The following is a 15345-nucleotide window of genomic DNA, read 5'->3' as shown; positions in this document are numbered from 1 at the left end:
CGCTCGGTCGACTGGGTGGGCTCTAACGTGCTGACTGGTCTCGCACGCCAATTCGCTGTGCTGTCGTTGTCCCATGCGGGAGTGAGGGCCGGATCCCGGATCGGCCTCGCTTCCGTATTGCTGCTTGCTGCCGCAGGCTCGGTTCACAACGCCGCTGCGCTGAACGAGACCAAGACGCTCTCCTTCCACCACACCCATTCCGGCGAAGACCTCACCGTCACCTTCAAGCGCGATGGCCGCTACGACGAAGCGGCGCTGAAGCAGCTCAATCATTTCCTGCGTGACTGGCGTACCCAGGACGAGACGGTCATGGACCGTCACCTGTTCGACATCCTCTGGGAAGTGTACCGCGACGTCGACGGCAAGCAGCCGATCCAGATCATCTCCTCCTATCGCTCCCCCGCCACCAACGCCATGCTTCGCCGCCGCTCCTCGGGCGTGGCGCGCTTCAGCCAGCACATGCTGGGGCATGCGATGGACTTCCACATTCCGGGCGTACCGCTGGAGCAGATCCGCTTCGCCGGCCTGCGCCTGCAGCGCGGCGGCGTCGGCTTCTACCCAACCTCCGGCTCGCCCTTCGTGCATCTGGACACTGGCAGCATCCGGCACTGGCCACGCATGACGCATGACCAGCTCGCCCGCGTCTTCCCGGACGGCCGCACGGTCCACGTCCCGACCGACGGCACGCCGCTGAAGGGCTATGAGCTCGCCAAGGCCGACATCGAGCGGCGCGGCAACGGCGACGATGCCGGCAGCGGCAAGTCGAACTTCTTCGCCGCCTTGTTCAAGGGCAAGCCGGCTCCGGCCTCCAGCAGCAGCGACGAGGATGACGAGGGCGCGCCCGCGCCGGCCGCCAAGCCCGCTGCGCCGACCGTGGTCGCCGCCGCAGCCAAACCTGCTGAAGCAAAGCCGGCCGAACCGGTGCCGACGCCGCGCGCCAAGCCGTCAATTGCCGCGACGATCCAGCTTGCTTCGGCCGATGCGCAGATCGTTGTGCCGCCCAAGCCGAAGCCCGCGCCCGTGGCTGACAAGTCCCCCGCCGGCAAGCCCGAGACTCCCGCCGATATCATCAATGCGCGCGGCTTCTGGGATACCCCGGCCACGCCACAGCAGGCGACGCCCGCCCAAGTGGCTGCGCTCAGGGCGCGCCAGGCCCTTGCTCAGGCCACTGATCCACAGCAGACCGCCAGCGTCTCCAGCGCGGCCTATCAGGCATTGGCCTATGCGCCGGCCTCCGCCTCTCCGGTCGACCGCGCCAACGTCGTCGCCGCCTCCGCGCCGATCCCGCGCGCAGCCCGTCCCGCCGCGACGCGCAGCCTCGCGCCCGCAACCGAGATCAACACCGTTGTCGGCAAGAGTGTCGATGGCGCAGTCGCGACCGCAACCCGCCTCTCGGCGGCCAAGGGCGAGAGCATCTGGCTCAAGATCTTGATGCTGTCGCCGAGCGCCAGCCGCGCGATGTCGGTGACGCTGATGGGCGAGCTCGATACCGCCGCGTTGCGCAGCTATTTCGTCAAGCCGCAGGCCGTGGTCGCGATGGGCTTTGCCGACGATCCGATGCAAGGCCTGTCCTGCGACAGCTTCACGGGCACCGCCACCGCGAAGCTCCAGACGACGTCGTTCGTCGTACGGACGGCGGCGCTGCGCTGAGGTCTTCGAGCGCGTTAGCACTTGCTCCGCCGATCCAGATGATATGTCAGCGCCAGCGACAGGCAGACCGTAAGTTCCTGTTTCGGCAGCGCGCCTGACACCGGCAACAGCAACGCCCTCGTCTGTCGGTACTCGAATTGATCGGGAAAGCGCTCGCGAAAGGTGTCGACCAGCGTCGTCCTGCAGTTGAACAGGATGGCAGCGTGGTCTGAGCCCTTCAGGCGGCCAAGCCGGATTGTAGAGCCGCTGCCAGTCTCATCGGTCAGATAAGCCGGCTCGCCCCATTTCAGGGTTTCGGTGAGACGGCCGACATCGTCGTGCGCGGCGGCTGTCGCAAAGATCAGCGTGCGCACCTGCAGCAGCCGCTTGCCGATCGGCGCCCGAAGAACATCGAAAGCGCGGCCTACCTCGCGCGGCAGTGGCAGCGCGGTCACGGCGTCTCTCCTGACTCAAAACTCTGGCTCGTCCTGGGTTTCGCCAGGACGAGAGTCATGGCCTCAGAGCATCCCCAGCGCTTGCATGTAGGTCTCGAGGATCGTCTCGGCCTCGGCGCGCTCGTTGGGGTCCTGCTTGCGCATCCGCACGATGGTGCGCAGCGCCTTGACGTCGTAGCCGTTGCCCTTGCTCTCGGCATAGACGTCGCGAATGTCGTCGGAGATCGCCTTCTTCTCTTCCTCCAGCCGCTCGATGCGCTCGATGATGGATTTGAGCTGGTCCTTGGCAAATTTCGTCGCGGGCTCGTCGTCGCGGACGGCGGCGGAGGTGGCCATCTTGGTACTCCCAATGAAACTGGCAAAACGAGGTGACGCCGGCATCCTCACCGCGCGTGCTGGATAGACCCTTAGGGTTGGCGCTCCCCGCGTTCAAGCAAGCATCGCGCTCGTCCACAGCGCGCCCACACCTTCCTGCGGCGAGACAAAGAAAGCTGTTGTGTGGTGCGACTCAGGGCACGCGTCCGACGAAGCCGGTTCAGTGCCCGTGGGGATGGACTTTCTTCATCGCCTCGATCTGCTCGGGCGTGGCCGCGCCCTGGTATTTCGACTTCCAGGTCTCGTAGGGCATGCCGTAGACGGCCTCGCGGCTCTCGTCCTTGCTCAAGGCGACGCCTTGAGCGTCAGCGGCGTCCTTGAGCCAGTTGGACAGGCAGTTGCGGCAGAAGCCCGCCAGATTCATCAGATCGATGTTCTGGACGTCCGTGCGCGTCTTCAAATGATCGACCAGACGCCGGAAGGCGGCCGCCTCGAGCTCTGTTCTGGTTTTGTCGTCGATTGCCATAACTGAATCCCCTGGCTGTGGCTTGGCTCAGACCCTGATGGCAGTCACCCTTACGAGATGAGGTGGGGTCCTGTCACAGATTTTGCCATATCCCGGCGCAAACGGGCGCAAAGCCGCCCGGGCGGCAGTTCCTCGCCCCTACGCCAAATCGTCAATGATCTGATATAGCTTTCGCGACAATGATCGCCGAATCTCCCCGCTCCCCCCTTTGCCTGCTCGCCCGGTTGGTCCCGGTGCTGGTGGTTGGCCTGCTGTGCCTCTGGGCCAGCCCGGCCTCCGCCGATTTCCGGCTCTGCAACAACACCTCGAGCCGGGTCGGCATCGCGCTGGGTTACAAGGACGCCGAGGGCTGGACCACCGAGGGCTGGTGGAACATCTCATCCCGCTCCTGCGAGACCCTGCTGCGGGGAACGCTGGTCGCCCGCTACTATTACATCTACGCGATCGACTATGACCGCGGCGGCGAATGGTCGGGCCAGGCCTTCATGTGCTCGCGCGACAAGGAATTCACCATCCGCGGCACCGAAGATTGCCTCGCGCGCGGATACGACCGGACCGGCTATTTCGAGGTCGACACCGGCGAGCAGCGGGCCTGGACGGTGCAGCTCACCGACGCCAACGAGCAGCCATCACGGCAGCAGCGCGTGCCCGGCTTGCCCGGCCCGGTGGGCCCGGGTGGCGGCGTTCCGGGTTTGCCCAACGGCCCGCCCGGTGCTACGCCCCCGGGCTCGCCCGGCCTGCCACCCCCGCCTGGAAATAAGCCATGAGGCGTCTTCGCCGTATCAAGATTCTCGCGACGCTCGGACCTGCCTCTTCGGACCTTGCGATGATCCGCCGCCTGTTCGAGGCCGGCGCCGACCTGTTCCGCATCAACATGAGCCACACGCCGCACGACAAGATGCGGGAGCTGGTGGCGACGATCCGCAATGTCGAGAGCAGCTATGGCCGGCCGATCGGCATCCTGGTCGACCTGCAGGGCCCCAAGCTGAGGCTCGGCGCCTTCGCCGAGGGCGCGGTGCAGCTCCAGAACGGACAGACCTTTACCCTCGATTCCGACAAGACGCCGGGCGATGCCACGCGCGTCAATCTCCCGCATCCGGAGATCCTGGCCGCGCTGCGGCCGGGCCATTCGCTGCTGCTCGACGACGGCAAGGTGCGCCTGATCGCGGAGGAGACCTCGAAGGAGCATGCCTTGACGCGCGTCGTGGTCGGCGGCCGGATGTCCGACCGCAAGGGCGTCAGCCTGCCCGACACCGACCTGCCGGTCTCGGCGATGACGCCGAAGGACCGCGCCGACCTCGAGGCGGCGCTGGTCACCGGCGTCGACTGGATCGCGCTGTCCTTCGTGCAGCGCGCCGACGACGTGCTCGAGGCCAAGAAGATGATCCGCGGCCGCGCCGCCGTCATGGCCAAGATCGAGAAGCCGCAGGCGATCGACCGTCTCGCCGACATCCTTGAGGCCTCCGACGCGCTGATGGTGGCGCGCGGCGACCTCGGCGTCGAACTTCCGCTCGAGCGTGTGCCGAGCCTGCAGAAGCAGATGACGCGCATGGCGCGCCGCGCCGGCAAGCCGGTGGTGATCGCAACCCAGATGCTGGAATCGATGATCCAGTCGCCAGTGCCGACCCGGGCCGAAGTCTCCGACGTCGCCACCGCCGTCTATGAAGGCGCCGACGCCATCATGCTGTCGGCGGAATCGGCGGCCGGCAAATTCCCGGTCGAGGCGGTCTCGACCATGAATCGCATCGGCGAGGAGGTCGAGCGCGACCCGATTTATCGCTCTGTGCTCACCGCCCAGCGCCCTCCGCCGGAAACGACCGCCGGCGATGCCATCGCCGACGCCGCGCGGCAGATCGCCGAGACGCTCGACCTGCCCGCGCTGATCTGCTGGACCAGCTCGGGCTCGACCGCGGTGCGCGTCGCTCGCGAGCGGCCGAAGCCGCCGATCGTGGCGATCACGCCCAACATCAGCGCCGGCCGCCGGCTCGCCGTCGTCTGGGGCGTGCATTGCGTGGTGGCAGACGATGCGCGCGACCAGGACGACATGGTGAGCCGCGCCGGCCAGATCGCGTTCCGGGACGGCTTCGTCCGCGCCGGCCAGCGCGTGATCATCGTCGCCGGCGTGCCGCTCGGCATCCCCGGCACCACCAATATGGTGCGCATCGCGTCGGTCGGGCCCGAGGGCGACGCGAATATCTAGGGCCGCCGGTGCGGCCCAAACAAAAACCTCGAAAACAACCCCATGCACAGTAGCCGGCGCGTCCGGCTGGTTTGCTTAGGTCTTGCGAAAAGGCGTGCTCAGGCAATGACCTGAGCACGATCAGGTCTCAGCCCCGCTTCCCGTCCAGCTTTCAAGCCCCGACCAGCGCTTTGGCGGTTGGCAGCAGCGTCTGCTGGACCACCAGGCCACGGGCCCGGGCGTCCATGACGCCGACGGCGCGCAGTGCCAGCAGCGTCACGGTCTGCACGGCGTCGCGCATCCTGGCGGGATCTTCGAGATTGTCGGGCGCAAGCGGCCCGACCAGCGCCTCATGCAGCGCGCCGAGCAGCGCGGTCGCGGCAAGCGCGGTGTCCTGCGCCGGCAAATGACCGGCACGCACGGCGGCGTCGATCCGCCCTGCGATCTCGCCCGCGATCTCGCGGCGGCTGGCAAGGCGAGAGGCGCTGACGTCGACATCGACGGGTTCGGCGAGGATGCCCCAGGCCAGCCGGCGCTGCGACAGGGTATGGACCGCCACCGTGGTCACGGCGGCCGCCAGTGCCGAGGACGGTCCGGGCGCGGCTTCAGCCGCCCGGCGAATTGCCGCGAGTTCGTCGCGCGAGACTTCGGCAATCAGTTCGGAAATCAGCTCGGCCTTGGAGGGGAAGTAGCGGTAAACGGTGCCGGCCGCGACATTGGCCCGGACCGCGACCGGCGCGATCTGCACCGCCGCCATCCCGCCTTCCGACGCAGCCTCGCGCGCCGCCGCCAATATCGCACTGCGCCGCGCCGCAAGGCGCTTCACCACTTGATGCGTTCGCCGATAAACCATGGCGCGCTTCCTGTCCCACACGCCTGCCGCACGCCCGCGGCCGAACGCTTCGTCACTGCAAAAGATGCAAATCGCCCCGCAAGGACTGAACAACTATTCAGAGTGGATGACAAGATGCAAATGCGTGGAGCGTCACGGCGAACGGACGGGAGCGCCATGCCTGACGGTGCCGTGATGAAATTCGCGTCGCGGCTTGCCACACGAGAGGTGCGCTCCCTCTCCCGCTTGCGGGGGAGGGCCGGGGGGAGTGTCTCCACAACGGGACAATCCCCAGAGGAGAGAACCCCACCCGGCGCTTCGCGTCGACCTCCCCCGCAAGCGGGAGCGGTTGCACCGAGTTTGTGGCAGCTGCACCGGTTTAATCGAGAAACTTGTCGCGTTAGCAGCGGAGCTATCCGCACCTTAGGTACATTCGTGCATCGCCCAAAAGAAAAGAGCCCCGTCCAGGACGGGGCTCTCGAAACTCTCAGGTCGACCAGACTTACTTGAGGCTGGACGAGATCGAGCCGAACTTGGTGTTCAGCGAGGTGCCGAGGCTGTTGACGACGGTGATGATGGCCAGCGCGATGCCGGCGGCGATCAGGCCGTATTCGATGGCGGTGGCGCCGGATTCGTCCTTCACGAAACGCGAAACGAGGTTCTTCATAACTCAAAGAGTACACGAGGCTACAACTGGTCTGGTCTTTCCGGCTTCCCAGCGCCGCCCGACCATGGAACCGAACGTAGAGGCAAAGAATTGCGCCGCAGTTAATTCGACTGCGGAAACACGAAGCGCATTGCAGGTATTCGACGATGGTAAACCGGAATTGAAAACAATCCGTTAAATCGTAGCTATCCGCAACAATGCTGCGGAGCGCGATTTACCCGAAATTATGACCGCGCGTGGTCCAATGCCGCCCGCTCGGCCTGAAGTGCGATGAGAGCAAATCGTTCATCGCGCCTCAGATTGTTGTTCGAGCATGATCTGCCCGGAAAGCCGCGACACACTTTTCCGGACCATGCTCGGGTCGACGAAAACAAGCAGGACAACGAGGCGGCATGTCCCTTTCCTTTGCCAACAGCATCGCGGTGCAGAGCCGCGCGCGCGCCCTGGTGCCGCTGTGTGTCGGTGCCTGCACCTATCTGTTCTTCTTCTTTACCGGCGACACGCTGCTTCAGGACTCCGACTCGTTCTGGCAGATCAAGATCGGACAGTGGATTCTCGATCACGGCGCCATGCCGTATACGGACTTCTATTCCTTCACACGGCAGGGCGAAGCCTGGATCTCGACGTCGTGGCTGTCGCAGGTGCTGTTCGCCTTCTCCTATGCGCAATGGGGCTGGGCAGGTCCCGTGATCATCACCGCGATCGGGGTCGCGCTCACCGCCGCAATCCTGGTCCATCTGCTCGAAACGCAGATCGAGGCCCCGCGCGCGGTGCTGTTTGCGATGCTGGCGCTGGTGCTGTCGTTGCATCACGTGCTGGCGCGCCCGCATATTCTCGCATTGCCCGTGATGGTCGCGTGGGTCGGCCTGCTGATGGCGGCCGCCGACCGCAGAAGCGCGCCGTCCTGGACCTGGCTGCCGCTGATGGCGCTGTGGGCGAATTTGCATGGCGGCTTCGTGCTCGGCCTCGCGCTGATCGGTCCGATCTCGCTCGAGGCGGTCGAGCATGCGGAGAAAGGACAACGGCTTCGGCTGTTCATGCGCTGGGTGCTGTTCGGCGTCGGTGCGCTGATCGCGAGTTGCTGCACGCCTTACGGCTGGCGAACGCTGATGGGGGCGACCAACATCCTCAGCCTCGGCGAGCTACTGTCGCTGATCTTCGAGTGGATGCCGGCGAACTTCGCCACCTTCACCTCGTTCGAAGGCGCGCTGCTCGGCCTGATCGCGCTCGGCTATTATCGCGGCCTCGTGCTCTCGGCGCCCCGGATCTTCCTGATCCTGTTCCTGACCTGGAGCGCGCTGACCCATGTCAGGAGCATCGACGCCTTTGCCTTCCTGGTGCCGCTGGTGCTGGCAAAGCCGCTCGGCGAGATGCTCCCGCGCTCACTGGCTGAAGCTGCCGGCGCCGACCGCTGGCCGGCGCGCACCGTCACCGCATGCGGCGCGCTGATGATCGTGGCCGCAGGTTGGACCTCGACCGCGCTCTTCATGGCGCACCACCCCTTCACCTTCACGATGACGCAGACGCCGGTCGCGGCGGTCGACCTGCTCGAACAGCGCAAGGTGCAGCGCATCTTCAACGCCTACCAGTTCGGCGGCTATCTGATCTCACGCGACATCCCCGTCTACGTCGATGGCCGCGCCGAGCTCTACGGCGAGAAATTCGTCATGGACTTCTTCAAGGCAACCGAAGGCAAGAAGCCCGAGCTGCTGCCGCGCCTGCTCGACGATTACAAGATCGACGCGACGCTCTTGGTCGCCGACGCACCGGGCCCGCAAATCCTCGATCAGCTCAAGGGCTGGAAGCGGATCTACGCGGACGACATCGCCGTGATCCATGTGCGGGATGGCGCGTCCGCCGCGGCCGCGCCGGCCAAACCGTGACGATCGCGGCCAGTCTTCCAATCGCGCATCGCCAGCGAAACCTGGCGCCGCTGTGCGCTGCGGCCGCGACCTATCTGCTGCTGCTGGTGAGCGGCGACGGCCTGCTGCACGACCCGGACACGCTCTGGCAGATCAAGGTCGGCCAATGGATTCTGGATCATCGGGCCGTGCCCTGGACCGACGTCTATTCCCTGACGCGCCAGGGCGACGTCTGGCTCTCGACATCCTGGTTGTCCCAGGTGCTGTTCGCGGCGACCTATTCTCACTGGGGTTGGGCCGGGCCCGTCATCCTCGCCGCCACGGCGATCGCGGCGGCGATGGGCCTGTTGCTGGCCCTGCTGCAGCGGCATCTCACCCTGCCCTATGCGCTGGTCTTCTGCCTGCTGGCGATGACGCTGGCGACGCCACATCTGCTGGCGCGTCCCCATGTGCTCGCGCTGCCCGTCATGGTCGGCTGGGCCGGTGCATTGATGGCCGCGGCCGACCGCGGCCGCGCGCCCTCCTTCCTGCTGCTACCGCTGATGGTGCTGTGGGCCAACCTTCACGGCGGCTTCGTGCTCGGACTCGCCCTGATCGGGGCGATCGGCCTTGAATCGCTCTGGCGCGCGGCGCCGGCACGGCGGCTGGCGCTTACATTGCAGTGGGTCGCATTCGGGCTCGCCGCGCTGGTGGCGAGCTGCTGTACACCCTACGGCCTCGACACCTTGCTGGGCGCTCTGCGCATCCTCAGTCTCGGCACGTCCTTCGCGGTCATCGCCGAATGGCGCCCGGCCGATTTCAGTTCGTTCAGTCCGTTCGCGGGCGCACTCCTCGCTCTCCTCGGTCTCGCGCTCTCGCGCGGCCTCTCGCTGTCGCCGCCGCGCGTGCTGCTGATCCTGATCGCGACCTGGATGGCGCTGGCACATATCCGCAGCATCGAGACCTTCGGCGTGCTCGTCCCACTGGTGCTGGCGCAGCCGCTGGGCACGGGGATCAGGCCCACTGCGTCAGACGCGCCACGTGCCCTGTGGATCGTCCCGACCGCGCCGGCGGCGCTGGTGATCGTCATGGCTGTCGCGAGCGCGACCGCAGCCTTTGTTGCACATCACGCCTTCGCATTCTCAGCGACGCAGACGCCCGTTGCAGCGATCGACGTTCTCACCGAACGCAGGGTCGCGCGCATCTTCAATTCCTATGGCTTTGGCGGCTACCTCATCGTTCGCGACATCAAGCCTTTCGTCGACGGAAGGTCGGAGCTCTACGGCGAAAAATTCCTGATGGGCTATTTCGCCGCCGAGGACGGGCGCGACGTGGCCGGCCTGCTGCGCATGCTCGACGACAACAGGATCGACACAACGCTGCTCACTGCCGATTCTCCCGCCGCCCAGATCCTGGACCACATCGGGGGCTGGAAGCGGCTCTACGCCGACACCATCGCCGTGATCCATGTCCGCGACGACCAGCAGGCCGCGACGCCACCGAAGTGAGCGCGTGGCGCGCTCTCAATTCCCGGACTGCAACCAACTCTTGCGATCGGGAGGAGCTCGATGGCTCAACCGGCAGATCGCTCCGCCGCCGGCGATACGTCCTTCCGGGCCGCAGGCGCGTCCGCGCCGGTCGAGAACACGCAGAGCCGCTTCGTTCGATGGATCTCGCCGTTGCCCCCGTCCGGGCTCTGACAGACATCGATGACATATCCGATGCCGTTGCGTGAGGCATAGGCCATTCGCTCCGCAAGCGAGTTCAGGCCCTCGACATCCGTCAACCGGCTTCGCCAAATTGGATAATAGGACGGCGTCAAGACCGATGATCCGCCGCGCTTGAAATCGACCCAGACTCGGCGATGCGAGACGAATTCAAACACGCTGCCGCGATCGAGCGCCATGTCGGCGATACTCACCTCGGCCCGACCGTCAAGCTCCGGCCGTCTCGGCGTCAGGAACATTGCAGTCACAGGCGTGTTGCCGCGCGCCCACTTGCCGACGTCGGTCCACTCCGAGACCGCCTCGTTGCAGATCCGGCTGAAGCTGATGCCGGACCAGATCGCAAGCGGATATGCGACGAGAACAGTCGTGGCAAGCACCAGATAGCCCATGGTGCGTTGATAGGACTGAGCCGGCCCCGGCACGCTTGTTCGAAGCGCAAAGATCAAGATGGCTGCTACGAGAGCCAGGCCGGCCCAGCCATCAAAGGTCACGAACAGCACGATGAGGCAAGCGGGAAGGAAAGCCGCCTCCCCGTCACGCCGCAGCCAGTTCGTCGCCAATGCCGCGATCGCCAGGGCGGCCAGCAGATGAATGACCGTGCTCGATCGCAGCAGATGCAGGTTGAGAATGATCGGTGATCCCGTAACGAACGGAAGGGCGATTCCGATCAGGTAGACCAGAATGATGCCGAGATAGGCTGCCCGCAATTCGGGCGCGGCCTGCCGCGACCAGAACAGCGCAAGCGCTCCGATCAGGGTGACACCCAAGAGCCCAACAATGTCGCCCAGCGATGTCGTGTCGAACAGCACGTGTCCGGGAAAATACTGGCGAAGGAAATTCGCGAGGTCGAACGGATGCCCGAACTCCGGATTCGAGAGGAACCCGCGGAGCACGACATACGCAAGCGGCAGGCACAGGATGCAGCCGATCAGCACGCGCGACGAGATTTCGCCGATCGTGGCTTTCCGCTGCGACAAGTGCCAGATCCCGATCAGCGCCAGCGGCGGCACGAGCCAGGCCGCAAAGAAGGCGTTGATGAAGGACGTGATGCCGACGGCAACGATCGCTGCCGTGTAGAGGCCTCGCGCTGCAAAGTAGATCGCCAGAAGAGCCACGCCATTCGCCATCTCCGAATGGGTGAAGTAGTTGATGAACAGGCCGCCGGAGCCGGCGTAGCTGTAGCCGTCGAGAAACGCGACGAAGCAGAGGATCAGGCTGAAGACGATCTTGTCGCGCCGTTCCGTCACCCCGAGCAGGGAGGCGCAGCAGAGAAACCCGACGAAGCTGACCAGCCGGGAGAGGAAGAACAGAACGAAGAACAACAACGGAACGTTGTCGAAATACTTCTCGACGCCACTCAACGTCAGCCAGACGCCGGACGCAAAGTAGCGCAGCGACTGGATATACCCGTCGTCATGATATTGCGGCTCGTCGTAGAGAGCGGCAACGATTGGTAGATGATAGAGATTGCTGGTCAGCCCGAAGACGAAACCCGTCCGCAGCACGGACAACGCCGATGCGAACAATGCGATCAGAAATGTCTCGGCCCAGGCGTTTGGAATGCTGGCCGCGCGACCGCGACCGACCATGTCAGAGGTGACGTTGACGTCCACCATCGGGGTGCCGGAGCAAGTGACGGCTGCGGATCAGCCTCGGTTAAGCGCCGTGTCTACCGCCCGCTTTCAAGCGTCTGGCTGGCCCTGGCCCGCGGAGCGATGGAGACGCACGTCAGCAGACCTAACCCGCAAACGCTAATGGCGGATTAATCCGCGCCCGGGAATTGGACGCGCCGGCACCCACGAACCACCGGCCAACAAAAAACGCGGCGTTTCCGCCGCGTTTTTCAATTCGATTGGCCGCTTCTCGTTACGCCTGCGGCTGCGGCTCCAGGCCGGGATCCGGATCTGGCCGCGGACGCGACTTGCCGGCCGGCGGCACGGCGGAGGCGCGCGGCGTGGTCGGCTCGAGCACGGACTCGCGGTTCGGCTTCTTGCCCTTGAGCAGATCGATGATCTCGTCGCCGGACAGCGTCTCGAACTCGAGCAGGCCCTTGGCAAGCGCTTCCAGATCGGCGCGCTTCTCCGTGAGAATGCGCGTCGCTTCGTTGTAGCCTTCTTCGACGAAACGCCGGATCTCGGTGTCGATCTTCTGGACCGTCGCTTCCGATGCGTTCTGGGTGCGCGACACCGACATGCCCAGGAAAACCTCGTCCTGGTTTTCGCCGTAGGACACGGTGCCGAGCGCCTCGGACAGGCCCCAGCGCGTCACCATCATCCGGGCGAGGCGCGTGGCCTGCTCGATGTCGGAGGACGCACCCGAGGTCACCTTCTCGCGGCCGAAGATCAGTTCTTCGGCGACGCGGCCGCCCATCATGATGGCGAGGCGCGAGGTCATCTGCTCCAGCGACATCGACAGCTTGTCGCGCTCGGGCAGCTGCATGACCATGCCGAGCGCACGGCCGCGCGGAATGATGGTCGCCTTGTGGATCGGATCGGTCGCGACGACGTTGAGGCCGACGATGGCATGACCGCCCTCGTGATAGGCCGTCAGCAGCTTCTCTTCCTCGGTCATGACAAGCGACTTGCGCTCGGCGCCCATCATCACCTTGTCCTTGGCCTCTTCGAACTCTGCCTGCGTCACCATCCGCTTGTTGCGGCGGGCGGCGGTCAGGGCGGCTTCGTTGACGAGGTTCATCAGGTCGGCGCCGGAGAAGCCCGGGGTGCCGCGCGCGATGGTCTTGAGGTTGATATCCGGCGCCAGCGGCACCTTGCGGACGTGAACCTTGAGGATCTGCTCGCGGCCGACAACGTCGGGATTGGGCACCACGACCTGACGGTCGAAGCGGCCGGGACGCAGCAGCGCGGGATCGAGCACGTCCGGACGGTTGGTCGCAGCGATCAGGATCACGCCCTCGTTGGCCTCGAAGCCATCCATCTCGACCAGCAACTGGTTCAGCGTCTGCTCGCGCTCGTCATTGCCGCCGCCGAGACCGGCGCCACGGTGACGACCGACCGCGTCGATTTCGTCGATGAAGATGATGCAGGGCGCGTTCTTCTTGGCCTGCTCGAACATGTCGCGGACGCGGGACGCGCCGACGCCGACGAACATCTCGACGAAGTCGGAACCCGAAATGGTGAAGAACGGCACGTTGGCTTCGCCCGCGACCGCACGCGCGATCAGGGTCTTGCCGGTGCCGGGAGGGCCGACCAGCAGCACGCCGCGCGGAATGCGGCCGCCGAGGCGCTGGAATTTGCCGGGGTCGCGCAGGAATTCGACGATCTCCTGCAGGTCCTGCTTGGCTTCGTCCACGCCGGCGACGTCCTCGAAGGTGACTCGGCCATGCGCTTCCGTCAGCATCTTCGCGCGCGACTTGCCGAAGCCCATCGCCTTGCCGGCGCCGCCCTGCATCTGCCGCGACAGGAAGATCCAGACGCCGATCAGCGCGATGAAGGGCAGCCAGGAGACCAGCAGCGAGACGAACCACGGCACGTTGTCGCCGGGCGGCTTCGCGCTGATCTGCACCTTGCTGTCATAGAGGCGCTTCACCAGCGTCGGGTCGTTCGGCGCATAGGTCTGGAAGCTCGAGCCGTTGGTGAAGGTGCCGTGGATGTCCGGCCCCTGGATCACGACGTCGCGCACATTGCCGCGGTCAACTTCGCTGAGGAGCTGGGAGAAGGCGATGTCCTGCGAGGAGGCGCGCTGACCCGGATTCTGGAAGAGCGTGAACAACGCCAACAGCAGCAGGACAATGATGACCCAGAGGGCGAAATTGCGCAGATTGGCGTTCATCGATCTTCCTTCGTGGTCGCGCGGATCGCGGCCCTGATCCTTCGTCGTTTACTTGGTCAGCTACTTGGGCAGCGCGAGGAAATCCCAAAGGAATCTTCTCGGTTGGACGCATACAATCTAGGTGCCGCCCCGGTCGCTGCCAAGGGAACGAGATGGGACTATTTAGCCCATCTTAGAGCGATTCCCGCTGAAATAATGGCGATTAATCCGGGGTTTTTCCCGCCTGGTTAAGGTGTCCTGACGGCGCCTGGCGGAAACGGCCGGTGTCATGGTCCGCCCTCATCCGCCATTCAGGTCCCCTTGGACCGTCGGGCCGGCGCCGGCGTGATGTGGATACGCCCCCCGGTAAGGCTGATCAAGGCTCCCGCAAGGGTCTGCTTCAGGATCGCACGGCCAGTTGCGACCGCAGGCGGCCTTGCGGCCACCTCGTGATCGAGCATGGCCTGATCAAGCGCGGCCATGAGGGTTTCGACCTTGCCGAGTTCCGCCGGCCCCTCATGGCCGAGGGCATTGACGGCCCGCAGCAGAAGCCGGAGCCGAACCTCCTCCGGCAGGGCGGCAAACGCGGATGCTTCATAGCTCCGACTGCCCGCCTGCGGCGCATCGCCGCGCGCCCGGAGCTGAAGGAAGCGCTCGGCGCCATCGACCAGCACCTCGACCGCAGCATTGGCTCGCGACAGCCGCACCGCGAGCCGCGCCAGCGTGCGGGCATCGCCGCCCTCCATTGCGAGCCGCGGCAGCAGCGCGCGCAGCCGCGGCCGGGTGAAGGCGGTGTCGCGATTGGTGGGATCGTCGGCAAAGCCGATCTTCGCGCGCTTCAGGGTCGCGACGAGCTGCGACTTCGGCACATCGAGCAGCGGGCGCGCCAGGACGATGCCGTCGCGCTCCGTGCGGCGCGCCATCGCCGACAGCCCGGCAAGCCCGCTGCCGCGAACGAGGCGCATCAACAGGGTCTCGGCCTGGTCGTCGCGGGTGTGGGCGGTCAGCACATGGCTCGCGCCGGCCTTGCGCGCGGCCTGCGCGAGCAGGCGGTAGCGCGCCTCGCGCGCGGCCGCCGGCAGTCCCCTCTTCGGCTTCGCACCACGCCAGCGCAGGGTCCGGTGGGTCAGGCCGAGCTCTGTTGCCAGCTGCTTGACCTCGCGCGCCTCGCGGGCCGCTTCCGGTCGCAGGCCGTGATCGACGGTGACGACGGTGAGTTGCGGGCCGCGCGAAAGGCTGCGCCGCCAGCGCGCGGCGAGCCACATCAGCGCGACCGAGTCCGGCCCGCCGGAGACCGCGAGCACCAGTGCCGGTGAGCTCTTGAGCTCGGCGAAGAGTTGCTTCGCCGCGCGCGCCGAGATCGGCGAATTGTCGTCGACTGACATGACGCTGCAATCGTCCGCGGA

General features: G+C 65.8%; 13 protein-coding genes. 5 read left to right on the top strand and 8 right to left on the bottom strand.

Annotated elements, in window-relative coordinates; all coding sequences use genetic code 11:
• Positions 1 to 15 precede the first annotated feature (15 nt).
• A complete protein-coding gene (locus WHZ77_RS05160) occupies positions 16 to 1650 on the top strand; it encodes a DUF882 domain-containing protein (protein WP_375312684.1) in 1635 nt (544 codons plus the stop codon).
• A gap of 14 nt (positions 1651 to 1664) precedes the next feature.
• On the opposite strand, the gene WHZ77_RS05155 is transcribed toward WHZ77_RS05160, so the two are convergent.
• The 3 genes from WHZ77_RS05155 to WHZ77_RS05145 all read right to left on the bottom strand — a co-directional run bounded on the left by WHZ77_RS05155 (position 1665) and on the right by WHZ77_RS05145 (position 2925).
• Positions 1665 to 2084, bottom strand: coding sequence for a DUF1801 domain-containing protein (locus WHZ77_RS05155; protein ID WP_375312683.1), 420 nt, complete (start codon positions 2082 to 2084; stop codon positions 1665 to 1667).
• 63 nt (positions 2085 to 2147) lie between these two features.
• The gene (locus WHZ77_RS05150; RefSeq protein WP_014492426.1) at positions 2148 to 2420 is read right to left on the bottom strand and encodes a DUF2312 domain-containing protein; all 273 of its coding nucleotides are present in this window, start codon (positions 2418 to 2420) and stop codon (positions 2148 to 2150) included.
• 199 nt (positions 2421 to 2619) lie between these two features.
• On the bottom strand, positions 2620 to 2925 hold the full coding sequence (locus WHZ77_RS05145; RefSeq protein ID WP_143841750.1) for a DUF1244 domain-containing protein: 306 nt from the start codon (positions 2923 to 2925) through the stop codon (positions 2620 to 2622).
• A 179-nt stretch (positions 2926 to 3104) separates the two neighbouring features.
• Between WHZ77_RS05145 and WHZ77_RS05140 the strand changes: the two genes are divergently transcribed.
• Entirely contained in the window at positions 3105 to 3692 is a 588-nt protein-coding gene (locus tag WHZ77_RS05140; RefSeq protein ID WP_375312682.1) for a DUF1036 domain-containing protein, read from the top strand.
• The gene (pyk, locus tag WHZ77_RS05135; protein WP_375312681.1) at positions 3689 to 5125 is read left to right on the top strand and encodes a pyruvate kinase; all 1437 of its coding nucleotides are present in this window, start codon (positions 3689 to 3691) and stop codon (positions 5123 to 5125) included. Before WHZ77_RS05140 ends, pyk begins: the two co-directional genes overlap by 4 nt.
• A 151-nt stretch (positions 5126 to 5276) precedes the next feature.
• Here the strand turns inward: pyk and WHZ77_RS05130 are convergent, their stop codons facing one another.
• Positions 5277 to 5957: a helix-turn-helix domain-containing protein gene (locus WHZ77_RS05130; RefSeq protein WP_375312680.1), complete on the bottom strand. Its 681-nt coding sequence runs from the start codon at positions 5955 to 5957 to the stop codon at positions 5277 to 5279.
• Between the two features lie 481 nt (positions 5958 to 6438).
• A complete protein-coding gene (locus WHZ77_RS05125) occupies positions 6439 to 6603 on the bottom strand; it encodes a Flp family type IVb pilin (RefSeq protein WP_375312679.1) in 165 nt (54 codons plus the stop codon).
• Between the two features lie 392 nt (positions 6604 to 6995).
• Here WHZ77_RS05125 and WHZ77_RS05120 point away from each other — a divergent pair, with 392 nt between their 5' ends.
• Both WHZ77_RS05120 and WHZ77_RS05115 read left to right on the top strand, forming a co-directional pair.
• The gene (locus WHZ77_RS05120) at positions 6996 to 8486 is read left to right on the top strand and encodes a hypothetical protein (protein WP_375312678.1); all 1491 of its coding nucleotides are present in this window, start codon (positions 6996 to 6998) and stop codon (positions 8484 to 8486) included.
• Positions 8483 to 9952 carry a hypothetical protein gene (locus WHZ77_RS05115; RefSeq protein ID WP_375312677.1) on the top strand — a complete coding sequence of 490 codons (1470 nt, stop codon included), beginning with the start codon at positions 8483 to 8485 and terminating at the stop codon, positions 9950 to 9952. The genes WHZ77_RS05120 and WHZ77_RS05115 overlap by 4 nt, the downstream gene beginning before the upstream one ends.
• Positions 9953 to 10017: 65 nt before the next feature.
• On the opposite strand, the gene WHZ77_RS05110 is transcribed toward WHZ77_RS05115, so the two are convergent.
• The 3 genes from WHZ77_RS05110 to tilS form a co-directional block, all read right to left on the bottom strand.
• Positions 10018 to 11787 carry a hypothetical protein gene (locus WHZ77_RS05110; RefSeq protein ID WP_375312676.1) on the bottom strand — a complete coding sequence of 590 codons (1770 nt, stop codon included), beginning with the start codon at positions 11785 to 11787 and terminating at the stop codon, positions 10018 to 10020.
• Positions 11788 to 12037: 250 nt separating this feature from the next.
• On the bottom strand, positions 12038 to 13960 hold the full coding sequence (gene ftsH / locus WHZ77_RS05105) for an ATP-dependent zinc metalloprotease FtsH (RefSeq protein ID WP_014439804.1): 1923 nt from the start codon (positions 13958 to 13960) through the stop codon (positions 12038 to 12040).
• A 290-nt stretch (positions 13961 to 14250) separates the two neighbouring features.
• Positions 14251 to 15324, bottom strand: a complete 1074-nt coding sequence (gene tilS, locus WHZ77_RS05100; protein WP_375312675.1) for a tRNA lysidine(34) synthetase TilS — start codon at positions 15322 to 15324, stop codon at positions 14251 to 14253.
• Positions 15325 to 15345: the final 21 nt, after the last annotated feature.

It is taken from the genome of Bradyrhizobium sp. A5, assembly GCF_042076515.1.
GTDB classification, from domain to species: Bacteria; Pseudomonadota; Alphaproteobacteria; order Rhizobiales; family Xanthobacteraceae; genus Bradyrhizobium; species Bradyrhizobium cosmicum.
The sequence above is the reverse complement of the archived record's forward strand: the minus strand, read 5'-3'. Positions and strand labels throughout refer to the sequence as shown.